Origin of the sequence: Stenotrophomonas sp. FR012 (assembly GCF_047520565.2) — a bacterium.
Taxonomy (GTDB): Bacteria; Pseudomonadota; Gammaproteobacteria; order Xanthomonadales; family Xanthomonadaceae; genus Stenotrophomonas; species Stenotrophomonas sepilia.
Genome location: NZ_JAXBQL020000007.1, coordinates 100,058 through 125,573 on the forward strand (window position 1 = coordinate 100,058; position 25,516 = coordinate 125,573).

Annotated in this window: 19 protein-coding genes; 14 read left to right on the plus strand and 5 right to left on the minus strand. The window is 67.1% G+C overall.

Translation table 11 applies throughout. The annotated features are described in order from the left end of the window. Positions 1-34: 34 nt before the first annotated feature. The 3 genes from ACM0O9_RS13325 to ACM0O9_RS13335 form a co-directional block, all read right to left on the minus strand. Positions 35-1,279, minus strand: coding sequence for a DUF819 family protein (locus ACM0O9_RS13325; RefSeq protein ID WP_414603920.1), 1,245 nt, complete (start codon positions 1,277-1,279; stop codon positions 35-37). Between the two features lie 140 nt (positions 1,280-1,419). After that, on the minus strand, positions 1,420-3,498 hold the full coding sequence (locus ACM0O9_RS13330; RefSeq protein WP_414603919.1) for a prolyl oligopeptidase family serine peptidase: 2,079 nt from the start codon (positions 3,496-3,498) through the stop codon (positions 1,420-1,422). A gap of 233 nt (positions 3,499-3,731) precedes the next feature. Continuing rightward, a complete protein-coding gene (locus ACM0O9_RS13335; RefSeq protein WP_049435318.1) occupies positions 3,732-5,696 on the minus strand; it encodes an OPT family oligopeptide transporter in 1,965 nt (654 codons plus the stop codon). A 199-nt stretch (positions 5,697-5,895) separates the two neighbouring features. Here ACM0O9_RS13335 and ACM0O9_RS13340 point away from each other — a divergent pair, with 199 nt between their 5' ends. Both ACM0O9_RS13340 and ACM0O9_RS13345 read left to right on the plus strand, forming a co-directional pair. Beyond that, on the plus strand, positions 5,896-7,044 hold the full coding sequence (locus ACM0O9_RS13340; RefSeq protein ID WP_414603918.1) for an acetyltransferase domain-containing protein: 1,149 nt from the start codon (positions 5,896-5,898) through the stop codon (positions 7,042-7,044). 79 nt (positions 7,045-7,123) lie between these two features. Continuing rightward, positions 7,124-8,878, plus strand: coding sequence for a peptide MFS transporter (locus tag ACM0O9_RS13345; RefSeq protein WP_414603917.1), 1,755 nt, complete (start codon positions 7,124-7,126; stop codon positions 8,876-8,878). A gap of 56 nt (positions 8,879-8,934) precedes the next feature. Here the strand turns inward: ACM0O9_RS13345 and ACM0O9_RS13350 are convergent, their stop codons facing one another. Further along, complete coding sequence (locus tag ACM0O9_RS13350) at positions 8,935-10,923, minus strand: alpha/beta hydrolase family protein (RefSeq protein ID WP_138952953.1); 1,989 nt, start codon at positions 10,921-10,923, stop codon at positions 8,935-8,937. A gap of 163 nt (positions 10,924-11,086) precedes the next feature. Then, positions 11,087-11,722, minus strand: a complete 636-nt coding sequence (locus ACM0O9_RS13355) for a LysE/ArgO family amino acid transporter (RefSeq protein WP_005415673.1) — start codon at positions 11,720-11,722, stop codon at positions 11,087-11,089. A 139-nt stretch (positions 11,723-11,861) separates the two neighbouring features. Between ACM0O9_RS13355 and ACM0O9_RS13360 the strand changes: the two genes are divergently transcribed. The 12 genes from ACM0O9_RS13360 to ACM0O9_RS13415 all read left to right on the plus strand — a co-directional run bounded on the left by ACM0O9_RS13360 (position 11,862) and on the right by ACM0O9_RS13415 (position 25,479). Then, complete coding sequence (locus tag ACM0O9_RS13360) at positions 11,862-12,767, plus strand: LysR family transcriptional regulator ArgP (protein WP_049416399.1); 906 nt, start codon at positions 11,862-11,864, stop codon at positions 12,765-12,767. A 183-nt stretch (positions 12,768-12,950) separates the two neighbouring features. Continuing rightward, on the plus strand, positions 12,951-13,430 hold the full coding sequence (locus ACM0O9_RS13365) for a GNAT family N-acetyltransferase (RefSeq protein ID WP_053497651.1): 480 nt from the start codon (positions 12,951-12,953) through the stop codon (positions 13,428-13,430). A 154-nt stretch (positions 13,431-13,584) separates the two neighbouring features. Then, the gene (gene mqo, locus ACM0O9_RS13370) at positions 13,585-15,276 is read left to right on the plus strand and encodes a malate dehydrogenase (quinone) (RefSeq protein ID WP_005415670.1); all 1,692 of its coding nucleotides are present in this window, start codon (positions 13,585-13,587) and stop codon (positions 15,274-15,276) included. Between the two features lie 355 nt (positions 15,277-15,631). Next, positions 15,632-17,824, plus strand: a complete 2,193-nt coding sequence (locus ACM0O9_RS13375; protein WP_414603916.1) for a TonB-dependent siderophore receptor — start codon at positions 15,632-15,634, stop codon at positions 17,822-17,824. Positions 17,825-18,014: 190 nt separating this feature from the next. Further along, positions 18,015-19,658, plus strand: coding sequence for a malonate decarboxylase subunit alpha (gene mdcA / locus ACM0O9_RS13380; protein WP_065185999.1), 1,644 nt, complete (start codon positions 18,015-18,017; stop codon positions 19,656-19,658). 10 nt (positions 19,659-19,668) lie between these two features. Then, positions 19,669-19,989, plus strand: coding sequence for a malonate decarboxylase acyl carrier protein (gene mdcC / locus ACM0O9_RS13385; RefSeq protein ID WP_065178127.1), 321 nt, complete (start codon positions 19,669-19,671; stop codon positions 19,987-19,989). Continuing rightward, positions 19,986-20,894: a biotin-independent malonate decarboxylase subunit beta gene (locus ACM0O9_RS13390; protein ID WP_065178128.1), complete on the plus strand. Its 909-nt coding sequence runs from the start codon at positions 19,986-19,988 to the stop codon at positions 20,892-20,894. The genes mdcC and ACM0O9_RS13390 overlap by 4 nt, the downstream gene beginning before the upstream one ends. A gap of 2 nt (positions 20,895-20,896) precedes the next feature. Next, on the plus strand, positions 20,897-21,601 hold the full coding sequence (gene mdcE / locus ACM0O9_RS13395) for a biotin-independent malonate decarboxylase subunit gamma (RefSeq protein ID WP_065186020.1): 705 nt from the start codon (positions 20,897-20,899) through the stop codon (positions 21,599-21,601). Continuing rightward, entirely contained in the window at positions 21,594-22,235 is a 642-nt protein-coding gene (gene mdcG, locus ACM0O9_RS13400) for a malonate decarboxylase holo-[acyl-carrier-protein] synthase (protein WP_235649513.1), read from the plus strand. Before mdcE ends, mdcG begins: the two co-directional genes overlap by 8 nt. Next, positions 22,232-23,089, plus strand: coding sequence for a triphosphoribosyl-dephospho-CoA synthase MdcB (gene mdcB / locus ACM0O9_RS13405; RefSeq protein ID WP_065186001.1), 858 nt, complete (start codon positions 22,232-22,234; stop codon positions 23,087-23,089). The genes mdcG and mdcB overlap by 4 nt, the downstream gene beginning before the upstream one ends. Continuing rightward, positions 23,086-24,006, plus strand: coding sequence for a malonate decarboxylase subunit epsilon (gene mdcH, locus ACM0O9_RS13410; RefSeq protein ID WP_065196560.1), 921 nt, complete (start codon positions 23,086-23,088; stop codon positions 24,004-24,006). The genes mdcB and mdcH overlap by 4 nt, the downstream gene beginning before the upstream one ends. A 105-nt stretch (positions 24,007-24,111) precedes the next feature. Continuing rightward, positions 24,112-25,479, plus strand: a complete 1,368-nt coding sequence (locus tag ACM0O9_RS13415) for an SLC13 family permease (protein WP_049445977.1) — start codon at positions 24,112-24,114, stop codon at positions 25,477-25,479. Positions 25,480-25,516: the final 37 nt, after the last annotated feature.

A 25,516-nucleotide genomic window follows, 5' to 3' on the forward strand; every position in this document is an offset into this window, starting at 1 on the left:
TGCGTCGCAAAAGGGATCTGACCCCATCACCGTATCAGCCCTGCCCGGCCAGCGCGCGCAGGGTGATGCCGACGATGTAGGCCAGGTACGTGCCGGTGGCATAGCCCATTGTCCCCAGCAGCACGCCGACCGGCGCCAGGGCCGGATGGAACGCCGCGGCCACCACCGGCGCCGAGGCTGGGCCACCGATGTTCGACTGCGAACCGATGGCGAAATAGAAGAACGGTACCTTCAGCAGCTTGCCCAGGCACCACAGCAGCACGATGTGCACGCTGATCCAGATGATGCCCAGCAGGAACAGCCACGGGCGGTCCAGCAGCGCCAGCAGATCCATCTGCATGCCGATGCAGGCGATCAGGAAGTACAGCAGCAGCGAGCCCAGGCGCGATGCGCCCGCGCCTTCCAGGTTGCGCGCACGGGTGAAACTCAGGCTGAGGCCGAGCGTGGTCGACAGCACCACCACCCACACGAACGGCGCGTCCAGGCTGAACTGCGCAGCCCAGCTGACATTCGCCTTGAACCACGCCGCCAGCGGTGCGCCAATGGCGTGAGCCAGGCCGACACCGCCGAAGGCCACCGCCACGATCAGCATCAGGTCGGTCAGGCTGGGAATGCGTTCGTGTTCGGCCTGGAAGCGCGCGATGCGCTCCTTCAGCTCATCGATGGCCGAGGTATCGGCGCCACTGCGCGCGTCGATCTTCGCCGCGCGCCCGGCCAGGAAGATCAGCGCGGCCATCCATACGTAGCCGACCCCGACGTCGACCACCGCGAACTGTCCGAAGGTGGTCGCATTGACGTCGAACACTTCACGCATCGCCAGCATGTTGGCGCCGCCGCCGATCCAGCTGCCCGCCAGCGCGGCCATGCCGGCCCAGGTGTCTCCGGCCACGGCTTCCGGATGCACGGCACGCATCAGCAGGAACGCCACCACCGCACCGAGCATGATGCTGGCCGAGGCACCCAGGTACATCAGCACCAGCTTCGGGCCAAGCCGCAGGATGCCCTTGATGTCGACCGCAAGGGTCAGCAGGATCAGCGCCGCCGGCAGCAGGATGTCGCGCGCGATCGGGTTGTAGAGCCGGGTGTTCTGCCCGTCGATCAGGCCCACAGTGTTGTAGATGCCGGGAATCAGGTAACACAGCAGCAGGGCCGGCACGAAGGTGTAGACGCGCTTCCACAGGCCCTGCTCTCGCGAGGCGGTCCAGAACACGGCGCCAAGGGTGGCGGCGATCAAACCGAAGACGACGATGTCGTTCTGGATGAGGGCAGTCGAAGGCATGCAGGCGCTCTGGTAGAGCCGGCCGCTGGCCGGCTGCTGTTGGCGGCAGATCCGGAAGGTGCACCGACCAACGGTCGGCACCCACCGGTAAAGCAAAGGGTGAAACAAAAGCGCCGCCCCGAAGGGCGGCGCTGCAATCATCAATTGCCGATGTGCTGCTTCAGCCAGGCATTGACGGTGTCATGCCACAGGATGCTGTTGTTCGGCTTCAGCACCCAGTGGTTTTCATCCGGGAAGTACAGGAACTTCGATTCGATGCCCTGGCGCTGGGCGGCGGTGAACGCGGCCAGGCCCTGCTCGACCGGAATGCGGAAGTCCTGCTGGCCGTGGATGACCAGGATCGGCTTCTTCCAGTCCGCCACGTGGTTGACCGGGTTGAACTTCTCGTAGTTGGCGGCCTTCTGGTACGGCGTGCCGCCCTGCTCCCACTCGGTGAACCACAGTTCTTCGGTGGCGTAGCCCATCATGCGCTGGTCGAACACGCCGTCGTGGTTGACCAGGCACTTGAACGGGCCGTTCCAGTTGCCGGCGATCCAGTTGACCATGAAGCCGCCGTAGCTGGCGCCCAGCGCGCAGGCCTTGTCACCGTTGAGGAAGGAATACTTCTTCAGTGCCGCATCCCAGCCCTTCTGCAGGTCTTCCAGCGGGCGGTCGCCCCAGTGCTGGCTGATCGCATCGGTGAATGCCTGGCCATAGCCGGTGGAGCCGTGGAAGTCGATCATCACCACCGCGTAGCCCTGGCCCGCGTAGGTCTGCGGGTTCCAGCGGTAGCTCCAGCCATTGCCGAAGCTGCCCTGCGGGCCGCCGTGGATCAGGAACGCCACCGGGTAGGACTTGCCTTCCTGGTAGTTGTGCGGCTTGACCACGTAGCCGTGCACGGTGTCGTTGTTCCAGCCCTTGAACTCGAACTGCTCGTAGTCGCCGAAGGACACGTCCTTCAGCACCTCGCCTGCGGCCGGGGTCAGCGCGCGCAGTTCGCCGATGGCTTCGCCCGCGGCCGGCAGCAGGCCAACCAGCACCTGGTCGTTGCTCTTCAGGCTGTTGCGGGTGATCGCCACGCTGTTGCCGGCCACGTCGACCGCGGTCACGCTGCCGTCGCCGATCAGCTTGGTGGCCTTGCCGCTGGCCACGTCGATCTGGAACAGCGGGTGTTCGCCGAGGTCGTCGGCGGTGGTGTAGATGCTGGCGCCGTCGGCGGACAGGGTGATGCCACCGGCCGAACGATCCCACTGCGGGGCAATCTCGCGGGTCTTGCCGCTGGCAACGTCCATCGCCATCAGGCCGAAGCGGTCGGCCTCGAAGCCCGGGCGCTTCATCGCGCGGTAGAACAGCGTCTTGCCGTCGGCACTGAACACCGGGCCGGCGTCCCAGGCCGGATTGGAGGCCGTCAGGTTGACCGGCGCCTGCTTGCCGGCGGCGTCGAAGCGGTACAGGTCGAAGTTGGTCGACCACGGCTCCTGCTTGCCGGCCACGCGGATGCTGGCCACCACGCTGGCGCCGTCCGGCGACCAAACGAAGTCGTCATTGCCGCCGAACGGCTTGGACGGCGCATCACCATCGATGGTCGCGCTCAGCGCCGAAGCGCCCTTGACTGCACCGGACTTGGCTGCCGGCAGCGGAGCGACGAACAGGGTGTTGCGGCGACCGTCGTTCCAGGTGTCCCAATGGCGCACGAACAGCGAATCCCACACCTGGCCGCTGGCCTTGGCGTCCTTCTTTTCCTTCAGCTTCTTCTCGGTGCAGGCCAGGTCCGAGGCGCACGCCTGGAACACGCCGGCGCTGAACAACACGCGGTCGTCCTGCGGCGACACACGGTAGCTGTCCACGTCGACCGGGAAGTCGGTCAGCTGGCGCGGGGTGCCGCCGCTGATCGGCTGCGCGTACAGCTGCTGGCTGCCGTTCCTGGCACTGAGGAAATACACGGTCTGGCCATCGGCCGACAGCGAAGCGGAATTGACGTTCCAGCCGGCCGGGGTGATCTGCTTCGGCGGCGCTGCATCGCGGGTGCGCAGGTTGCGCGCGTACAGCGCGGTGGAGGCCTTGAGATTGGCATCCACGCTGCGCTTGGCGAACACCACGGTGCCGCCGTCAGCGGTCAATACCGGCGCGGAGACGCGGTCCATGGCCACCATGTCGCGGACTTCCAGGCCACGGGCAGCGGCGACGCTGGGCAGGGCGGCCAGCAGGCTCAGTGGCAGCAGGGCATGACGCAGTTTCATCGGGGTCTCCGCAGGACGGCAAAAAACCGATGGTAGGCCCGCATGGCCGGGGCTGCCAAGGCCATCGGTCATGGCTGCAGGCGGGCAATCGCCAGAAACCGCAAACCCCGCCGAAGCGGGGTTTGTGGGGACGCCGGGGTCGGATCCGATTCCGGCGGAATCGGCTCTGACCCCAGACGCCGTCAGCGCGGGGTCGGAGCCCTTCCCTGCGGGAAGGCGTCCGACCCCATTGCTTACGCCTTGGCGTACTTGCCGGTGCGGTAGATCAGCCAGCCGACCAGGAACAGCACGGCCAGGCCGATCCACTGTGCGCCCGGCAGGTGGAACGGCACCGCCAGCACGTCGGCGCGGCTGCTGACCACGATCGGAATCGCGATGGCGATGCCCATCAGTGCCTCACCGGTGATCAGGCCGGCGGCAAACAGCACGCCCGGCTTGTGCACGCGGTCGCGGCCTTCTTCGTCATCGGCGCGCACCTTGTGGAAGCGCTCGACCAGATGGGCGATCAGGCCGCCGAGGAAGATCGGCACCATCAGTTCCAGCGGCAGGTAGATGCCGATGGCGGCGGCCAGCACCGGCACGCGGAAGCGCGCGTTGCGGGACTTCAGCCAGCTGTCGAAGGCGATGATGGCAGCGCCGACCACAGCACCAATGCCGATGAAGGTCCACGGCAGTTCACCACCGAACAGGCCCTTGGCCACCGAGGCCATCAGGTTGGCCTGCGGCGCAGCCAGCGCGTTCGGGTGCAGCTCGGACTTCACACCGATGCCGTAGGCAGTGGCCAGCAGGTTCAGTACCGGGGCCATGATCAGTGCGCACGAGAACGCACCGATGCCCAGCATCAGCTGCTGCTTCCACGGGGTGGCACCGACGATGTAACCGGCCTTGAGGTCCTGCAGGTTGTCACCACCGACCGCGGCGGCACAGCACACCACCGCACCAATCATGATCGCGGCCACCGCGCCCAGCGGCGCCCCGCCGGCACCGACCGGCTTGAGGCCGTCAGCGCCCAGCAGCACGACCAGCACGGCCGAGGCGAACAGGATGGTGGAGATGGTGATGCCCGAAACCGGGTTGTTGGACGAACCGATCAGGCCGGCCAGGTAGGCCGAGACCGAGACGAACAGGAAGCCGGCGACGATCATGATGAGGGTCATCGGGATCGACACGTGCCACTGGCCGACGATGGCCTGATACAGGGCCAGCAGCGGCAGCACGAACGCCACCAGGGCGACCAGCATCCACTTCATCGGCAGGTCGCGCTCGGTATGCGCTAGCACCGGGCCACCACTCTTGCGGGCCGCGGCGAAACCGCTCTTGACGCCGTTGAGCAGCGACTTGCGCAGCGAGATCAGGGTCCAGATGCCACCGATCAGCATCGCACCAACGCCCAGGTAGCGCATCTTCGCGCCCCAGATGGCGAACGCGGCCTCGGTGGAGGAAGCCGCAGCAACCGACGCGGCCAATGCCGGATCGGTGTTCATGAAGAACGCCTGGTAGATCGGAATGGCGATGTGCCAGGTCAGGATCGAGCCCGACACCACCACGATGCCGACATTGAGGCCGACGATGTAGCCCACGCCCAGCAGTGCAGGCGACAGGTTGGTGCCGATGAAGGCGGTGACCTTGGAGCTGCCGACATAGGCCGAGGTGGCCCAGGCGTCCGGGATCAAGCGCATGCCGCTTTCCGCAGCCAGCTTGACGAAGGCGCCGATCACCGCCGACAGGCCGAGGATCTTCAGGCCCGGACCCGGGTTCTCACCGGCCTTGAGCACTTCCGCCGCCGCCTTGCCTTCCGGGAACGGCAGCGGGTCTTCAACGATCATCGAACGGCGCAGCGGCACCGAGAACAGCACGCCCAGCAGGCCGCCCAGGCCGGCGATGCCCAGCACCCACCAGTACTTGAAGTCCGGCCAGTAGCCCATGATCACCAGCGCGGGGATGGTGAAGATCACACCGGCGGCGATCGACGAGCCGGCCGAGGCGCCGGTCTGCACGATGTTGTTCTCGAGGATGGAACCACCACCCAGCAGGCGCAGCACGCCCATGGAAATCACCGCGGCGGGAATGGCGGTGGCGATGGTCAGGCCTGCGAACAGGCCGAGGTAGGCGTTGGCGGCCGACAGCACCACCGCCAGCACGATGGCCAGGGCCACTGCGCGGAAGGTGAGCTGCTTGGGCGCAGCGTCGTGGTTCATGGAAGCCCCTGCTGGCAAAAAATCCCTGTCACGCTAGCGTTCAGGACAGATCAAGTCCAGCGTGCCAAAGGATGGGGCAGCCGCCACAGCGCAATGAGGCTGTGCGTGAAGCCGGAATCGGCAGACACGGCAAAGTCCGGCTGGGATCACCTGAATTGATATGTTATATCTTAATACTACCCTGTAGCTTCCGCATCGCATGCCCCCTTCCCCCTCCTCTCGCCTGGCCTCCATCGACCAGCTGCGCGGCACCGTGATGCTGCTGATGCTGCTGGACCACGTGCGCGAGACCTTCTTCCTGCAGCACCAGGTGAGCGACCCGATGGACGCAGCCACGGTCTCCCCTGCGCTGTTCGCCTGCCGTCTGCTGGCCCACCTGTGCGCACCCGTGTTCGTCCTGTTGACCGGCCTGTCGGCCTGGCTGTACGGCCAGCGCCAGCCGGATCCGCGCCGGGCCACAGCCGCCTTCCTGCTCAAGCGCGGGCTGTTCCTGGTGGTGCTGGAACTGACCCTGGTGAACTTCGCCTGGACCTTCCAGCTGCCGCCGCACACGCTGTACCTGCAGGTGATCTGGGCCATCGGGCTGAGCATGATCGCGCTGGCCGGCCTGCTGTGGCTGCCACGCCCGGCCCTGCTGATGCTGGCAATCGCGGTGGTGGCCGGGCACAACCTGTTCGACGGCCTTCGGGTGCAAGGCAATGGCCTGCTGGCGGTGCTGTGGAAAGTGCTGCACCAGCGCGACTGGATCGAGGCTGGCACGCTGCGCCTGCGCACCTCCTATCCGGTACTGCCGTGGATCGGGGTGATTGCGCTGGGTTATCTGATGGGGCCCTGGTTTGGCCGTGCGCGCGCGCCGGAGCAGCGCCAGCGCTGGCTGCTGTGGGCAGGCGTCAGCGCGCTGGCCCTGTTCGCATTGCTGCGGTTGGCCAACGAATACGGCGATGCGCCCTGGCAGTACCAGGCCACCACGCTGCGTACCTGGCTGAGCATCTTCAACGTCACCAAGTACCCGCCGTCCTTGCAGTTCCTGCTGCTGACCCTGGGCGTGGGAGTGTTGCTGCTGCGGCTGTACGAATGGCCGCCGCTGGCGCGGGCACTGCAGCCGCTGGCCGATATCGGCGCTGCGCCGATGTTCTTCTACCTGCTGCACCTGTACTTACTGAAGGGGCTGTACCTGGCCGCATTGGCGGCCTGGGGGCCGACCCATGGCGAGTTGTATGCCCTGGATTCGGTCAGCGGCCTGCTGCTGGCGGCCTGTGCACTGGCAGTGGTGCTGTATCCGCCGACGCGGGCCTTCGCGCGGTTCAAAGCGCGAAGGCGCGATCTGCCTTGGTTGCGATACCTGTGATCGCCCAGGCCAGTCCGGCAATCCACGCATGGCGTGGATCTACTGAAAGCGGATCAGGTCACAGGCCTATAATTCCGCGATGAATTCCACCGCTATCGCTTCCGACGACTTCCTGGGCCACCCCAAGGGCGTCTACGTCTGCTTCTTCACTGAAATGTGGGAGCGCTTCTCCTTCTACGGCATGAAGGCGCTGCTGCTGCTGTACCTGACCAAATATCACCTGTTCGGCGACAAGGCCGGCCTGGACCTGCTCGGTGCCTACGGTGGCCTGGTGTACTGCATCCCGGTGTTCGGCGGCATGCTGGCCGACCGCTGGCTGGGCATGCGGCGGGCGGTGCTGTTCGGCGGCATCCTGCTGGTGCTCGGCCACCTCGGCATGGCCTTCGAGGGCCGCGCCGCTTACCGGGTAAACGGCGAAGTGGTGCGCGACACCTCGGCACTGGCGGTGACCTACCTGTCGCTGGCGCTGATCATCATGGGCGTCGGTTTCCTCAAGCCGAACATTTCCACCATCGTCGGCAAGCTGTACGCCAAGGATGACCCGCGCCGCGATTCGGGCTTCTCGCTGTTCTACGCCGGCATCAACCTCGGCGCGCTGTTCTCCTCGCTGGTGTGCGGCTTCCTCGGCGAGGCCTATGGCTGGAAGTACGGTTTCGGTGCAGCCGGCATCGGCATGCTGGCCGGCCTGGCGATGTTCCTATGGGGCCAGAAGTACCTGCAGGGCCATGCCGAACCGCCGCAACCGGCCGCGCTGAAGCAGAAGGTGCTGGGACTGCCGCGCGAATGGCTCATCTATCTGTGCGCGGTGCTGGGTGTGCTGCCGGTGGCGTGGCTGATGTGGGCTGCCGGCAACGGCGCGTTCGCGCTGGGCGGAGAAATCAGCCTGGCGCTGATGCTGATGCTGGTGGTGCTCGGCGGCGTGCTGGTCTGGTTCGCCTGGTTCACCGGCAGCAAGTGCACGCCGGTGCAGCGCCAGCAGATGATCGCGCTGATGGTACTCATCTTCCTGGCGCTGGTGTTCTTCACCATGTACGAGCAGTCCTACGGCTCGTGGGTGACCTTCACCGACCGCCTGTTGACCAAGGACATCGTGCCCTCGCTGGTGATCACCGGCGGCACGCCGCTGCCGTGGTCGATCCTCTCGCTGCTGCTGGCACCGCTGGGCTTCGTGGTCAGCGCGCGGCTGTCCGAACGGCGCCCGGGTTCGGCCGCGCCGCGCACGTTCTTCGCCGCCATTGTCGTGCTGATGCTGGTGCTGCTGGTGCGCGACTGCCTGGTGATCCCGCAGACCGCCGGCTCGCTCACCTATCTCGGCGGCCTGTTCCTGGTGCTGCTGGCGCCGGCATTCGCCGCGCTGTGGACGTGGATGGACCGCCGCGGCTGGGAGCCGGGCAAGCCGGTGAAGTCGGCCTGGGGCCTGGTGATTGGCGCACTGTCGTTCGTACCGCTGGCACTGGCGGCGCAGCAGGTGGGCGCCACTGGCGAGATGGCCAGCGTGTGGTGGCTGGTGCTGGCCTACTTCCTGCTGGCCAGCGGCGAGATGTGCCTGTCGCCGGTCGGCCTGTCGGCAGTGACCCAGCTGGCCGTGCCGCGGGTGATGAGCCTGATGATGGGCACCTGGTTCCTGGCCACTGCATTCTCGGAGACGCTGGCCGCGCTGTTCGGCAAGCTGGCCGCGATCGAGGTGCCGGAAGGCGAATCGCTGGACATGGTGGCCGCAGCCGGCGCCTATGCGCACCTGTTCTGGCTGCTGATGTGGATCGGCCTGGGTTGCGCACTGGCGGCCTTCATCGCCGCACCGCTGCTGAAGAAGATGATGCACGGGGTGAAGTAACCCCCGCGCTTGCGGAAAACCAGGGCGGCGGAATGATCATCCACCGCCCTGTCAGCTCAGGGCGCCTTGTCCTTGCCGGTCGCGGGCACGGTCGTCGCAGTCTTGCCGCCCAGGCTGCGCGCCAGGAAGGCCAGCAGCTTGTCGTAGTACTCGCTACGATGGGCCTCGGTGTAGAAGCCGTGGCCTTCGGTCTTGTAGTACAGGCTTTCCACCGGCGTGCCGGCGCGCTTGAGCGCGGCTTCCATGCGCTCGGTGTGCTGGATCGGCGCGCGCTTGTCTTCGCCACCGGCGGCCAGGAACACCGGCACCTTGATCCGTTCGGCCATGTTCACCGGCGACACCGCACCCAGCTTGGCCGGATCCCCCAGCCATTCGCGCAGATAGGTCACGCCTGAACCCCGGTCCTGGATGTCGCCACGGGTGTACATCATCGGCAGGTCGTAGACCCCGACATAGCCCGCCGCGCACTGATACAACCCGGGTTCGCGGGCGGCACCCATCATCGCCGAGTAGGCCCCGTAGCTGGCGCCGTAGATACAGATGCGACGGCCGTCGGCGATGCCTTCGCTGATTGCCCAGCGGGTGGCATCGGTGACATCGTCCTGCATCGCCGCGCCCCACTGCTGCGCCCCGGCCTGGGTGTGGGCCCGGCCGTAGTTGCCCGAACCACGGAAGTTGACCTGCAGCACGGCATAACCGGCCGCGGCCAGCATCTGCGTTTCGCGGTCGTACTGGCCGGAATCGAAGATGTCGAACGGGCCGCCATGCGGCATCACCACCATCGGCAGGTTGCGCCCGTCGCTGCCGGCCGGCAGGGTCAGGAAGCCATGCAGTGGCAGCCCGTCGCGCGCCTTCAGTGCAATCGGCTTCACGCTGGCACTACGGTCCACGTCGATCCAGTCGCTGCGGCTGATCAGGTGATCGGCCTTGCGCGCCACCGTGTCGTACACGTAGAAATCGCCCGGGTTCGAGCCCGACCAGGTTTCCACCAGCACGACACGGCCATCGCGGGTGCTGGAGGTGATGTAGACGGGCCCTCCGAAGGCGGCTTCCAGGCTGCGGTACAGGCGCGCCTCCGGCGACTTCTCGTCGAAGAACCGGGTACGCGGCGTATCGCCCAGATACAGCGCGCCCACCGGCACGTGGGTGCCGGGCCGATGGATGATGCGATACGGATTGACCACCTCGTCGCGCAGCAGCGTGGCACGCTCGCCGGTCTGCGGATTCCAGCTGACGATCGCATCCGGGCCCTGGGCCTGCTCGACGTTGAGGTAGGCCAGGCTGTCATCGGCCGAGAAGCCGAGGGCGGTTTCGATGCGCTTGCTGACCGCCTCGTCGTTGATCAGCTTCCAGGTGTCGCCGCTGCGTTCGCGGAAATACAGCTTGTTGATGTTGTCGCTGCCCGAGCCGTGCACGAAGCGGACCTCGCCGGCGCCATCGGTGGTGAATTCGCCGCGCCGTACCGGCGAAGATGCCACCCGCGCACGGCGGCCCGTGGTCACATCCATGCGATCGACGCGGGTAAACGGGTCCTCGGCCAGCGGCCATACGGTCACCAGCACGTTGCGCTCGTCGCCCGGCAGGTCGTCGGCCAGGAAGGCGGCCACTGCTTCGACTTTCTTCGGCTGGATGCGGGTCCCCGGGCCCTTGCTTTCGACGCGATAGCCGACCAGCAGCTCGCCACGGTTGCCGTTGGCGTCGACGGCATAGAGTTCGCCGGTGGGATTGGGTTGGTCGAGCGAGCCCCACTTCTGGGCCAGGCCGATCAACAGGCGTTCGTTGCTGACCCAGTCGAATTCCTGCGCGTGGTTGCGGCTGGGTGGCCAGAAACTGCCGACCAGCTGCTTGTCCTTCAACCGCAGGATCGCGATCGCGGTGCTGTCCTCCCTCGGAACCGTTGCCGCTACGTACTCGCCCCCCGGCGAAATCTTGATGTCGGTGAAGGTCTCCCGACGCAGGTACTGCGTCAGATCCACCGCCCCCGCGCTGCCTGCGGCAACGCCCCCGATGACGGCCAGCGCGGCCGCCAGAATGGTCTTGTGCATCCTTCCCCTGCTCCTGTGGACACCTTGTCCTGGTGGCCGATTCTAGGCAGCGCCGAGCGTTTGACGCCAGAGCCGGAAAAGACGACGGCACCGTTGCCGGTGCCGTCGTTGCCACTACCTTGGAGAGAGAGTCAGGACGTGGGTTCGGGGGGCGTGCGCCGGGTCAGTGGACCCCGCGCACCGCCAACATGAGGGCCAGGATGCTGAGGATCACGGCGATGGTGCCGTCGAGCACGCGCCAGGTGCTGGGCTTGGTGAACAGCGGCGCCAGCAGGCGGGCGCCGAGGCCCTGCGCGGTCAGCCACAGGCAGCTGGCGGTGACCACGCCGGCAGCGAAGGCCATGCGGGCGTTGCCGAAGTTCTCGGCGATGGAGCCGATCACCATCATGTCCAGCCAGAAGTGCGGGTTGATCAGCGAGAAGCCGACCGCGGCCATCAGCACCGCGCGGCGGCTGCCGTCATCGCTGTCGGCCTCGCCCATGCCCCCCCCCCCGGCGATCGCACGGCGTGCCGACTTCATCGCATACCAGGCCAGGAACGCGACACCGGTCCACAGCACGGCGGTCGTCAGCCACGGCAGCGCCGAGGTGAGCGTGCGCAGGCCGGCCACGCTGGCGAAGATGAAGATGGCATCGATGGCCGCGCAGGTGGCGACCACCGGCACGATGTGCTTGCGCAGGATGCCCTGGCGCAGAATGAAGGCGCTCTGGGCGCCGACCACGGCGAACAGGCCGATGCCGGTGGCTGCACCAGAGAACCAGGCACCGAGGCCGGTGCTGGCGGAGATGACCGAGAACATGGGATTCACTGCCTTGTATTGCTTGGGGGGGACGGTGCCTCGCGAAGGCGGACAGCACCGGAACGGGCGCCATTGTCGCGCCGCAACATGGAAAAGACGAGCTAAACTTCCTAAATCAACATTAGCGGAGCTTAATTCGATGCGTATCGACCATGCCCAGCTGCGCGCCCTGGCCGCGGTGATCCGCGAAGGCAGCTTCGACCGCGCCGCGCAGTCGCTGAATGTCACGCCCTCGGCCATCTCGCAGCGGGTCAAGGCGCTGGAGGACCGGATCGGCCGCCTGCTGGTCAAGCGCGGCACGCCTGCCACGGCCACCGCCGAGGGGCAGCTGCTGGTGCAGCTGGCCGAGCAGACCGCCCTGCTCGAACACGATGCGCTGCACCGGATGGGCCTGGCCGATGAGGATCTGCCCCAGGCCAGCATCCCGGTGGCGGTGAACCACGACAGCCTGGAGACCTGGTTCCCGCAGGCCGCCTACCAGTTCGCGCAGACCACCGGCACCACCCTGGACCTGCGCGTGGAAGACCAGGACCACACCGTGGAGCTGCTGCGCCAGGGCACGGTGCTGGGCGCAGTGACCACGCTGGACGAGCCGGTGCAGGGCTGCCAGATCCATGCGCTGGGCAGCATCCGCTACGCCGCCACCTGTACCCCCGAGTTCCGCGAGCGCCATTTCGCCAAGGGCGTAACCGCGCAGGCGCTGGCGCAGGCGCCGGTATTGGTGTTCAACCGCAAGGACGAAATGCAGTCGCGCTTCGCCCGGCGCATGGCCGGCGACGACCTGCCCAGCACCGCACCGACCTGGTGGATTCCCTCCACCCGGGCCTTCGTGCAGGCCAACCTCGGCGGCATGGGCTGGACCATGAACCCGCTGCCGCTGGTCAAGCGGCACCTGGACGCAGGCCGCCTGGTCTACGTGCGCCAGCGCGCGTGGGAGGACGTGCCGCTGTACTGGCAGCACTGGAAGGGCGACGTGCAGACCATGGCCCTGCTGACCCGCGCGGTACTGGATGCGTCCTCCGCGCTGATCCGGCGCAAGCGCTGACGCCCAGCGGGAAAAAGGGGACGGAGGGGATTAAGTCGTCTTTGCCCCGGATGTCGTTTGGGTCTTAAACGACTTAATCCCCTCCGTCCCCTTTTTTGCTCCATCGGATCTCCACGTAAGCTCCACACCAGGTCCATGCGTGATGCGGATACTGGTCGGCCGATCACTGCAAGGATGCCCTGCATGCCTGTATTCGTCCGCGACGCCCGCCCCGAAGATGCCGCCGCCTGCATCGACCTGCGCGGGCGCACCCGCGAGAACGCCTTCAGTGCGGCCCAGCTGGCAGAACTGGGCATCACCGAGGACAGCTGGGCAGCCGGCATCGCCCAGGGCGATTCGATCGGCCGCGTCGCCTGGGACGGCGAGCGCATGGCCGGTTACTGCTTCGCCGATCGTGACAGCGGCGAGGTGCTGGTGCTTGCCCTGCTGCCGGACTACGAGGGCCGCGGCATCGGCCGCCAGCTGCTGCAGGACGTGGTCAGCCTGACCCGCGATGCCGGCCACCAGCGGCTGTTCCTGGCCTGCTCGGCCGACCCGCGTTCGCGCTCGCATGGCTTCTACCGCCGCCTGGGCTGGCGCCCGACCGGCGAGCTCGATGAGGCCGGCGACGAGATCCTTGAGCTGGTCCCCACCGTCGCCGGGCGCCGCCTGCCGCCCACGTGACAGCGTCGCGAAACGTCGTATGCTGCGTTGCATCAAAAAACGACCGGATCCGGTTAGAATCGCGGATGGATGCTGCAAGGCGTTGTTTCTTCACGCCCTTTCCCTGCCCCACGCGCATCCTGACCCCTTCCCCTCCGCCAACGATCCCGCCCCCATGAAGAAATTTGGCAAGGCCCTGCTCGCCCTGCTCGTGCTGCTGTTGCTGGCCGCCGCGCTGTTCCTGTATTGGCCGCTGACCCAGCGCTCCGTGCCCGCCGCCAGCAACGACAAGCCCGTCGATGTTGTGCTGGTCGGCGCCGGCATCATGAGCATCACCCTAGCCACCTACCTGCAGGAACTGCAGCCGGACTGGAACATCCAGGTCTACGAACGCCTCGACGGCGTCGCCGGTGAAAGCTCCGATGGCTGGAACAACGCCGGCACCGGCCACTCGGCGTTCGCCGAACTGAACTACACCCCGGAACTGCCCGACGGCAGCATCGAGACCAAGCGCGCGGTCGGCATCGCCGAATCGTTCGAGGTCTCGCGCCAGTTCTGGTCGCACCAGGTGAAGGAAGGCCGGCTGAGCCAGCCCAGCGACTTCATCAACCCGACCCCGCACATGAGCTTCGTCTGGGGCGATGACAACATCGCCTACCTGCACAAGCGCCAGCAGGCCCTGGTGAAGAACCCGCTGTTCTACGGCATGCAGTACTCCGAGGATCCGGCGCAGATCAAGCAGTGGGCCCCGCTGCTGATGGAAGGCCGTGACCCGAAGCAGAAGGTTGCCGCGACCTGGATGCCGCTCGGTACCGACGTCAACTTCGGTGTGATCACCCGCCAGCTGACCGCCGGCCTGCAGCGCAGCCCGAACTTCAGCCTGCACCTGAACCATGAAGTGACCGCCCTGCGGCAGAACGCCGACAAGAGCTGGAACGTCACGGTGAAGGATCTCAAGGCCGGCACCGAAACCACCACTCACACCCGCTTCGTGTTCATCGGTGCCGGCGGCGCCGCGCTGAAGCTGCTGCAGATGTCGGGCATTCCGGAATCGAAGGACTACGCAGGCTTCCCGGTCGGTGGCCAGTTCCTCGCCTTCCAGGGCCAGGACGTGACCTCGCGCCATGGCGTAAAGGCCTACGGCATGGCCGAAACCGGTTCGCCGCCGATGTCGGTGCCGCACCTGGATGCACGCAAGCTGGACGGCAAGCCGGTGGTCCTGTTCGGGCCGTTCGCGCTGTACAGTACCAAGTTCCTCAAGCACGGCTCGTGGTGGGACCTGTATTCCTCGGTGACCCACAACAACGTTGGCCCGATGCTGGAAGTGGGCAAGGACAACCTGGACCTGGTGCAGTACCTGATGGGCCAGGCGCGCCTGAACGATGCCGACCGCCAGGCCGAACTGGTCAAGTACTTCCCCAATGCCAAGCCGGGTGACTGGAAGCTGGTCACCGCCGGCCAGCGCGTGCAGATCATCAAGCGCGATCCGCTGAAGGGCCCGGTGCTGCAGTTCGGTACCGAGATCGTGACCGACAAGGACCACACCATCGCCGCGCTGCTCGGCGCGTCGCCGGGCGCGTCGACCTCGCCGCCGATCATGCTGGACCTGATGGCCAAGGCCTTCCCGGACCAGATGAAGGCCGGTTGGGAAACCCGTCTGCGCGAGATCGTGCCGTCGTACGGGCGCAAGCTCAACGACAGCGCCGCACTGGTCAACGAGATCCGTACGCTCACCAGCCAGACCCTGCACCTGCCGTACCTGGAGGTGCCGGTGGATGCGAACGCGGCGGTGCCGGCTCCGGCCGCTGCGGCTCCGGCACCGGCGAAGGAAAAGCGCAATGCCAATGAGGAACTGCAGGCGCTGTAAGCCCGCGCGTTCCTCCGATGCAGACGGACGGCCACCTTCGGGTGGCCGTTTGTTTTTGTGCGAGGTGGGTCGGATCCCTCCCGCACGGGAGGGCACTGACCTGCGATTGGGCGTCGATGATGGGGTCAGAGCCCATTGCCTGCAGCAACGGGATCCGACCCCAGCCCGCCACCGCTCTGCGCCGGAAAGCCCCTGCACAATGACGCGAATTGTAATGTTGTTAAGAATTATTTACATTTGCACCCTGCGCAGTGATCGCGCCGCTCCAGATGGACCTGACCGTGCCCGAAGCCGCCGCCCCGGGTGCTGGACGACTGTTGCCGCCCTTCCCCCGTTTCCGAGCCTCGAGCCCACCATGCCCCTGCCTGTCCGTAACCGCCTGCCCCGCCGCGCGCTGCTGCCGGCTGCCCTGCTTTCGTCGCTGACCCTGCTGGCCACGCCCGCCGCGTTCGCCGCCACCGATGCCGCCGGCGATGCCAAGACCCTGGACCGGGTCAGCGTCCGGGCCGAGCAGTCCGCTCCGCCGGCCAGCACCACGCGCCTGCCGATCACCCTGCAGGAAACCCCGCAGTCGGCCACCGCGATCAGCCTGCAGCGCCTGCAGGACGAATCACTGTTCAGCATCAACGATGTGATGCGCAACGTGACCGGCGTCAGCGTGTCCTTCTATGACACGCAGCGCCCGCTGTACTACGCGCGTGGCTTCGCCATCACCGACTTCCAGGTCGACGGCATTCCCACCTACAGCGGCTCCACCAACCAGGAATACGACACCGCCTTCTACGACCGCATCGAAGTGATCCGCGGTGCCAACGGCCTGCTCAGCGGCGCCGGCGTGCCGTCGGCCACGGTCAACCTGCTGCGCAAGCGCCCCGGCAAGGAATTCGACGCGTCGTTCGCGGTCAGCGCCGGTAGCTGGGACTACCGCCGCATGGAAGCCGACGTCACCGCGCCGCTGACCGATGACGGCCGTTTCCGCAGCCGCGTGGTCGCCGCTTACACCGATCGCGGGCTGTACTACGACCGTTACGACGAGAACAAGATGGCCGGCATGGCGGTGCTGGAAGGCGATGTCACCGACACCACCACCCTCACCCTCGGCTACCAGACCCAGGACAACAACCCGACCGGTTCGACCTGGGGCACCGTGCCGTTCTTCGACAGCCAGGGCAATTTCGCCCATCTGCCGCGCTCGACCAACCTGTCGCCGAAGTGGAGCTACTGGAAGCGCGAGAGCAACACCGCCTTCGCCAACCTGGAGCAGCGTTTCGGCGACAACTGGCTGTTGAAGATCAACACCGCCTACACCCGTGGCAACGTGCAGAACGTGCGCCTGTACGGCACCGGCAACCCGGACCCGGCGACCGGCTCGGGCATCTACCTGCGTGCCGCCGCCGGTGATTCGAAGGACACCCGCCGCAATGTCGATGCTTACCTGACCGGCAGCTTCCCGCTGTTCGGCCGCGACCACGACCTCACGATCGGCGCCCAGTGGTCGGACCTGGAAGGCACCACCAATACCGTGTCGCTGAACTTCCCGGGGGACTGGGCCACCTGCGGGCGTGAGCGCTGCTACTACATCCCCAATGTGTACTCCTGGAACGGCGACATTTCCGAGGTGACCTACACCCGCACCGGCGCACGCCGCGTAGCGAAGACCACGCAGAGCGGCGTCTATCTGGCCACCCGCCTGCACCTGGCCGATCCGCTGTCGTTGATTGCCGGTGCACGCCTGAGCCGCTGGGAAACCCTCACCCGCTCCTACAACGCCACCGGCGCCTATACCGGCACCAGCGGTGCGTACAAGGTGAGCGATGAAGTCACTCCGTACGTGGGCCTGGTCTACGAGATCACCCCGAACGTGTCGGCCTACGCCAGCTACACCGAGATCTTCAATCCGCAGAACTACAAGGACCGCAACGAGAACCTGCTGGCACCCGTGCAGGGCTCGAACCTGGAAGCGGGCATCAAGACGCAGTGGTTCGATGGCCGCCTGACCGCAAATGCCGCTGTGTTCGAGGCCAAGCAGGACAACTACGCGGTGCGTGACATGGGCGTGCCGGAAGGCACGCTGAGCGACGGCAGCTCGGCCTACATCGGCGTGAACGGTACCAAGGCGCGCGGTTGGGAGATGGACGTCAACGGCGAGATCCTGCCGGGCTGGACGGTCAATGCCGGCTACACCCACGTCAAGGTCACCCGCGCGGCTACCGACCTGCTGTACGCCAACCCGCCGAAGGATCTGTTGCAGCTCAACACGCAGCTGCAGCTGCGCGGTGCGCTGGAACGCCTGAGCGTTGGCGGTGGCGTGCAGTGGCAGAGCAAGGTGCAGGGCTACAACATCGCCTATCCGCTGGGCGGCACGGTGACGGTGAACCAGCCGGCCTACATGCTGGTGCAGTTCAATGCCAACTACCGCATCAGCGACAGCTGGACCGCAACGCTGAGCGTGCGCAACGCACTGGACAAGACCTACTGGGCGAACCTGGACTACAACAACTACGGCGAACCGCGCTTCGTGTCGGCCAGCCTGCGCTGGAAGTTCTGAGCAACCCGCGAACCGGTGGGTGCCTGGTGGGTGCCGACCGTTGGTCGGCACGCCCTCCGCCACGACCCACCGTCGCGGCCTACCTGAATGGGCCCGCCTCCGCGCGGGCCCTTCCTTTTGCTGCACTGCAGGTTGCGGCGCGCTTCGTAATTATGCCGTAATTACATCAACACCAATCGGAAGCCGGTCGATGAACCCGAGCTGGGATACGTTGGAACGCAGCCGCCAGGCCCGCCTGGAACGTGCCGCGCCGTGGGCCCGGGGACGCGAGGTCGCCAGCAGCGACGTCGGCGAGTTGCTGCACGCAGTGCTGGAGCCAGGCGACAAGGTCTGCCTGGAGGGCAACAACCAGAAGCAGGCAGATTTCCTCGCCCAGGCGCTGGCCGACCTCGACCCCGCCCGCGTGCATGATCTGCACATGGTGCAGTCGGTCCTCTCACTGCCCTCGCACCTGGACGTATTCGAGCGTGGCATCGCCTCGAAACTGGATTTCTCGTTCTCCGGCCCGCAATCGGTGCGACTGGCCAACCTGGTGGCCGAAGGGCGCATCCAGATCGGTGCCATCCACACCTACCTGGAACTGTTCGGCCGCTACTTCATCGACCTTACGCCGCGCGTAGCGCTGGTCGCCGCGCAGGCCGCCGACCGCCACGGCAACCTCTATACCGGGCCGAATACCGAAGACACGCCGGTGATCGTCGAAGCCACCGCCTTCGGTGGCGGCATCGTCATCGCCCAGGTCAACGAGATCGTCGACAGCCTCCCCCGCGTCGATGTTCCTGCGGACTGGGTCAACTTCGTGGTGCAGGCGCCGAAGCCGAACCATATCGAGCCGCTGTTCACCCGCGACCCTGCGCAGATCTCCGAGATCCAGGTGCTGATGGCAATGATGGCCATCAAGGGCATCTACGCCGAGTACGGCGTGAATCGTTTGAATCACGGCATCGGCTTCGATACCGCCGCCATCGAACTGCTGCTCCCCACCTACGCAGAATCGCTCGGGCTGAAGGGAAAGATCTGCCAGCACTGGGCGTTGAACCCACACCCGGCACTGATTCCGGCGATCGAATCGGGCTTCGTCAGATCGGTGCATTCGTTCGGTTCGGAACTGGGCATGGAGAAATACATTGCCGCGCGGGGCGACGTGTTTTTCACCGGCGCCGACGGCTCGATGCGTTCCAACCGCGCGTTCTCGCAGACCGCAGGCCTGTATGCCTGCGACATGTTCATCGGTTCCACCCTGCAGATCGACCTGCAGGGCAACAGCTCCACTGCCACCCGCGACCGCATCGCCGGCTTTGGCGGCGCACCGAACATGGGCTCGGACGCGCGCGGCCGCCGCCATGCCAGCGAGGCCTGGATCAAGGCCGGCCAGCAGGCCGCACGCCCGGGCGAGATGCCACGCGGGCGCAAACTGGTGGTGCAGATGGTGGAAACCTTCCGCGAGCACATGGCCCCGGCATTCGTTGACCGCCTCGACGCCTGGGAACTGGCCGAACGCGCGAACATGCCGCTGCCGCCGGTGATGATCTACGGCGACGACGTCAGCCATGTGCTGACCGAGGAAGGCATCGCCAACCTGCTGCTGTGCCGCACCCCCGAGGAGCGCGAACAGGCGATCCGTGGCGTGGCCGGCTATACCGCCGTGGGCATCGGGCGCGACCGCGCGATGGTGGAGAACCTGCGCGACCGCGGCGTGATCCGCCGTCCCGGTGACCTCGGCATCTCCGTGCGCGATGCCAGCCGTGACTTGCTGGCGGCGCGTTCGGTGAAGGACCTGGTGCGCTGGTCCGGCGGTCTGTACGACCCGCCCAAGCGCTTCCGCAACTGGTAAGAGGCTGAGCATGGAAACCCTCGACTATCGATTCGAAGGCCGCACCGACGTGCCGTTCGCGCGCGATGCGGTGCTGGTGGGCGTGCTGGCGTCAGGCAACCTGGAAATCCTGCTGGAACCGGCGGCGCAGCAGGGCGCGATGACGGTGCGCGTCATCACCGCCGCGCAGGGCTTCGGCAGCATCTGGCAGGCGGTGATCAACGACTTCGCACAGCGTCATCCGCTGCGCGATGTGCGCGTCTCGATCAACGACGCCGGTGCGACCCCGGCCGTGGTCAGCCTGCGCCTGGACCAGGCCGTGGAAACCCTGCTGGCCGGAGGCGCGCCATGAACCACGTACAGCGCCACAGCTATTACGAAGCCGATGCGCGCGAGCGCATCGCCGGGCTGGTCGACGCCGGCTCGTTCCACGAGTTCCTCGGCCCGGCGCGACGGATGATGAGTCCGCACCTGGCCCAGCTCGACCAGCCGGCCGCGTTCGACGATGGCATCGTCGTCGGCGAGGCCAGGATGCAGGGCAAACACGTGCTGCTGGCCGCACAACAGGGTGAATTCATGGGCGGCGGCGTGGGCGAAGTGCATGGCGCCAAGCTGACCGGGCTACTGCGCCGTGCGGCGTACACCCGCCCTGACGGCGTGCTGCTGCTGCTCGATACCGGCGGCGTGCGGCTGCACGAAGCCAATGCGGGCCTGATTGCGATCTCCGAGATCATGCGCGCCACCCTGGACGCGCGTGCAGCGGGCGTGCCGGTGATCGCGCTGATCGGCAGCGGCAACGGCGCCTTCGGTGGCATGGGCATCGTTGCCCGCTGCTGCAACACGGTCATCATGTCCGAGGAAGGCCGGATGTCGCTGTCCGGACCGGAGGTGATCGAAACCGTTCGCGGCGTGGAAGAGTTCGACTCACGCGATCGCGCGCTGGTCTGGCGTGTGACCGGTGGCAAGCACCGGTACCTGATCGACCAGGCGCAGGTGCTGGTGCCCGATGCCCTTGAAGCATTCGCGCTGGCCGCACGCGACGCGCTGCACCCCGATGCGGGCAGCACTGACCCGGATGCTGCACTGGCCGCATTGCAGGAACGCCATGCGGCCTTGAAGGCGCGCGTGCGGGCCTGGGGCGATTGCCGCGATGGCCTGGAGATCTGGGCGCGGCTGGGCATTGCCCACCCCGAACGCCTGCCACTGCTCGACACCGATGAATTCCTCACCGCCACCGGCGACCGGAGCCTGCCATGAGCATGCCGTTGCAGACACTGCTCGATGCCCTGTTTCCGCATGGGCATGCCATTGCGGTGAGCGATTCGGTGCTGACCGGCAGCGCCACCACCGACAACGGCGATGTGACTGTGATCGGCACCGCCAACAAGCTCGAGGTGGGCGTGGACCACGCACTGGCACTGGCCGAAACGGTGCTGGCCAGCACCGCCGCGCATCCGCAGCAACCGATCGTGATGCTGGTCGACACCGCCGGCCAGCGCCTGGCACGCCGCGACGAACTGCTCGGCATCAACGGCTGTTTCGCGCACCTGGCGCAGACGCTGGATCTCGCGCGTCGACGTGGCGCGCGACTGGTCACGCTGGTCTACGGTGAATCCGTCAGTGGTGGCTTCCTGTCCTTCGGCCTGATGGCCGACCACATCCATGCCCTGCCCGATGCACAGGTGCGGGTGATGGACCTGCGCGCGATGGCACGGGTGACCAAGCAACCGCTGGAGAAACTGCAGGCGCTCAGCCAGAGCTCGCCGGTGTTCGCGCCGGGCGTAGCCAACTACGTGTCGATGGGTGCGGTGGATTCGATCTGGAGCGGCGACCTGGCCCAGCACCTGCTGCAGGCCCTGCGCACGCCCGCCGATGGCGACCGCCGCGCCGCCCAGGGCGCCGAGCGTGGCGGGCGCATGCTGGCCGCACGCGTGACTGAAGCCGTGAGCCAGGGCGATGCCTGAGCGGCTGCCCCGACATACGCTGGTCTGGCTGTCAGCGCACGCCGCCTGGCAGGCGGACATCGCCGCGCATGAGCCGCGCTTGGCCGACTGGTTTGCGCAGGGTCTGCCGGCGATCGTCGCCCGGCGCGCCGCTGACGATGCCGATCCACGCCTGCGTCTCGGCGTGCCGCTGCCGCCCGCCGAGGGCAAACTGCGCCTGGCCCTGCGCGTGCCAGCACACGATGTGCTGCGCACCACGCCGCCGCCGGCACTCCAGGCGGTGCTGAAAGGCGACGTTCCGCAGGACTCGCGGCGGCCCCTTGAAGTGCTGCAGAACATCGCTGAGGCGCGCGTATTCGGTGCCTTCGCGTGGCAGCACCTTACTGGCCTGCGCTATGTGCACGCGCGCTCGGACGTCGATCTGCTGTGGCCGATCGACACCACCGCGCAGGCCGATGCCCTGGCTGCACGGCTACAGGCATGGGAAGCCGAACACGACCGGCGGGTCGATGGCGAGCTGTGCCTGGGCGGCGACGCCGCCGTGAACTGGCGGGAGTACGCCGGACGCAGCCGCGAGGTACTGGTCAAGCGCCTCGATGGTGCCGCACTGGAACTCCGCGATGCGTTGTTCGCCTCCGCCGGGGTGAGCGCATGAACGCCGTCGTGCAATCGGCAGTCAGGCCGGCAGCTGCCGTGGACAGCGCGCGTCTGGGGCGCCTCGCCGTCGCCAGCCTGCATGCGGAGCTGGCGCTGGCACCCAAGCCCGGACTGGTCACGCCATTCGACAGCGGCAGCCATCACGACATGGACGCCGGCACGTTCCTGCGCAGCCTGTTCGCACTGCGCCACTACTTCACCGCCGTGGCCCGCCTCGGTGCAGCCGGGACGGACTTCGACGCCTTGCGCCGGTGTGGCATCGCCGCCGAGATCGCGATGCTGCGCGCGACCGCCGGCGTCAATACCCATCGTGGCGCGGTCTTCAGTCTCGGCCTGCTGGTGGCGGCCGCCGCGGCCTGTCGCTCCCGCCTTGGCCATGCCGCCACGGGCGAGCAGGTCTGCCAGGAAGTGTGCCGCTGGTCTGCCGAGCTCGCCGACGCACCTCTGGATGCGAACAGCCCTGGCCAGCGCGCGCGCGCACGGCACGGCGTGCAGGGTGTGCGCGAACAAGCGGCCACCGGCTATCCGCTGCTGCGCGGCGTGGCATTGCCTACCATGCGTCACGCGCTGGCCAGCGGCCTGCCACGCGAGGCCGCGATGTGCCAGACCCTGATGCAGCTGATCGCGTGCGTGGATGACCTCAACCTGCTGCACCGTGGCGGCGCCGACGGCCTGCGCTGGGCCCAGCGGCAGGCCCGCACCTTCCTGGAAGCGGGCGGCACCTTCGCGCCGGACTGGCGGACACATCTGCGTCGCATCGGTGATGGCTTCGTCGCGCGCCGGCTGAGCCCGGGCGGCAGCGCAGACCTGTTGGCCTGCAGCGGGTTCCTGCTGCTGCAGGAGCGCGCATGAGCCTGGCCCTGCTCTGCCCCGGCCAAGGCGCGCAGCATGCAGCGATGTTCGACCGCGTGCGCGATCTTCCGGCTGCGCGCCACACCCTTGATCGGGCCAGCACGGTGCTCGGCCGCGATGTGTTTTCCGCCGCGGCGGCCGACGACCGTTTCGACAATGCGCAGGCACAACCGCTGCTGTGCGCGGCCACTCTGGCTCAGTGGCAGGGGCTGCGCGACAACGTGCCAACGCCGACGCTGGCCGCCGGCTACAGCATCGGCGAGTTGGCCGCGCATGCCATCGCCGGTAGCTTCGATGCGGCCACCTGCCTTGCCCTGGCGGCGCAGCGCGCGCAGTTGATGGACGGCGCCAGCCCCGCCGATGCAGGCCTGCAGGCGGTACTTGGCCTGGAGCGCCATGTACTGCAGCCACTGTGCGATCTGCACGGTGCGTACGTGGCCATCGCCAATGGGCAGGACCATTTCATCGTGGGCGGCACGCACGCCGCATTGCAGCGGCTGGCCGGTGCCGCACGGGCGCAGGGTGCCGGCATCCGTCCGCTGCCGGTGCACGTGCCTGCACACACACCGTTGCTGGCGGCGGCGGTAGCACCGTTTGCTGCCGCACTCCATGCCTCGCCACTGCAGGCCCCACGCCTGCCGCTGCTGGCCGGGATCGATGCGCGACCGGTGCGGGATCGCGCAATGGCGGTCCACACGCTGTCGGCGCAGCTGGCGCAGACCATCGAATGGGCGCAGGTGATGCGCCAGGCCTTCGAGCGCGGCGCGCGGGTTTTCCTGCAGCTGGGCCCGGGCAACGCGCTGGCGCGCATGGTCGCACCGGCCTATCCGTGCTGCGAAGTGCGCGCGGTGGAAGAGTTCCAGAGCCTGGAAGGCGCCGCGGCGTGGGTCCGCAGTGCGCTGGAGCGGCTGCAGTAACGGGTTCGAGCAGTACGTATCACGCAACACGCAGTACGTCGCCTTACCCCGGGGATGGCGGGTCTCCATCCGCGCTGTACGTGAGTCACGTGTCTGGGAGGGCGCATGAGTCCACAAATCGCAACGATCATCGGCCTGGTGATCATGTTCATCGTCGCCACGGCGATGCCGATCAACATGGGCGCGGTCGCCTTCGCGTTGGCCTTCATCATCGGTGGGCTGTGGGTCGACATGGGCGGCAAGGAGGTCCTGGCCGGCTTTCCCGGCGATCTGTTCCTGACCCTGGTCGGCATCACCTACCTGTTCGCCATCGCGCAGAAGAACGGCACCATCGACCTGCTGGTGCACTGGGCTGTAAAAGCCGTGCGCGGCCATATCGTGGCCATCCCGTGGGTGATGTTCGTGATCACCGCGGTGCTGACCGCGTTCGGTGCGCTGGGCCCGGCGGCGGTCGCGATCATCGGCCCGGTCGCGCTGCGCTTTGCCAAGCAGTACAACATCAACCCACTGATGATGGGCCTGCTGGTCATCCACGGCGCACAGGCGGGCGGCTTCTCGCCGATCAGCGTGTACGGCAGCATCACCAATGGCGTAGTGCAGAAGGCCGGGCTGGAAGTGACCGAGATGGCGGTGTTCCTGACCAGCCTGGGCTTCAACTTCATGATGGCGACGATCTGCTTCTTCGCCTTCGGTGGCATCGCCCTGCTGCGTCGCGGCTCGATCACCGCGGCAGGAACGATCGGCAATGCCGAACTGGCGATGGCCGGTGGCCCGCAGGCGTCGTCGCGCCAGTTCGCGATCGAAGGCCATGGCGCGCTGGTCGCAGCAGGCGGCGGCACGCTCAGCAATGATCCGGCGGCACTGGATGCGGTGGGCCTGACCCGCGAACGGTTGTTCACCCTGATCGGCCTGCTCGGCCTGGGCGTGGCCGCGCTGATCTACAACCTCAACGTCGGCCTGGTCTCGATCACCGTCGCGGTGGCGCTGGCGCTGCTGTCGCCACAAAGCCAGAAGGGCGCGGTCGATGGCATCAGCTGGTCCACCGTGCTGCTGATCTGTGGCGTGGTGACCTACATCGGCGTGCTGGAACATGCCGGCGCGGTGGACTTCATCGGCAATGGCGTGTCCGACATCGGCATTCCGCTGCTCGGCGCGCTGCTGGTCTGCTACGTCGGCGGCATCGTCTCCGCATTCGCCTCGTCGGCCGCAGTGCTGGGCGCCACGATTCCGTTGGCGGTGCCGTTCCTGATGCAGGGTCACCTCAGCGCCGCCGGCGTGATCTGCGCGCTGGCGGTGTCGTCCACCATCGTCGATGTCAGCCCGTTCTCCACCAATGGCGCACTGGTGGTGGCCTCGGCAGCGAAGGAAGAGCGCGAAACCCTGTTCCGCCGCTTCCTGGTCTACAGCGGTCTTGTGGTGGCGCTTGGACCGCTGCTGGCCTGGCTGGTATTCGTGGTGCCCGGCTGGATGTAACCGCCCAGCGGTAGTGCCGGCCGCTGGCCGGCAATCC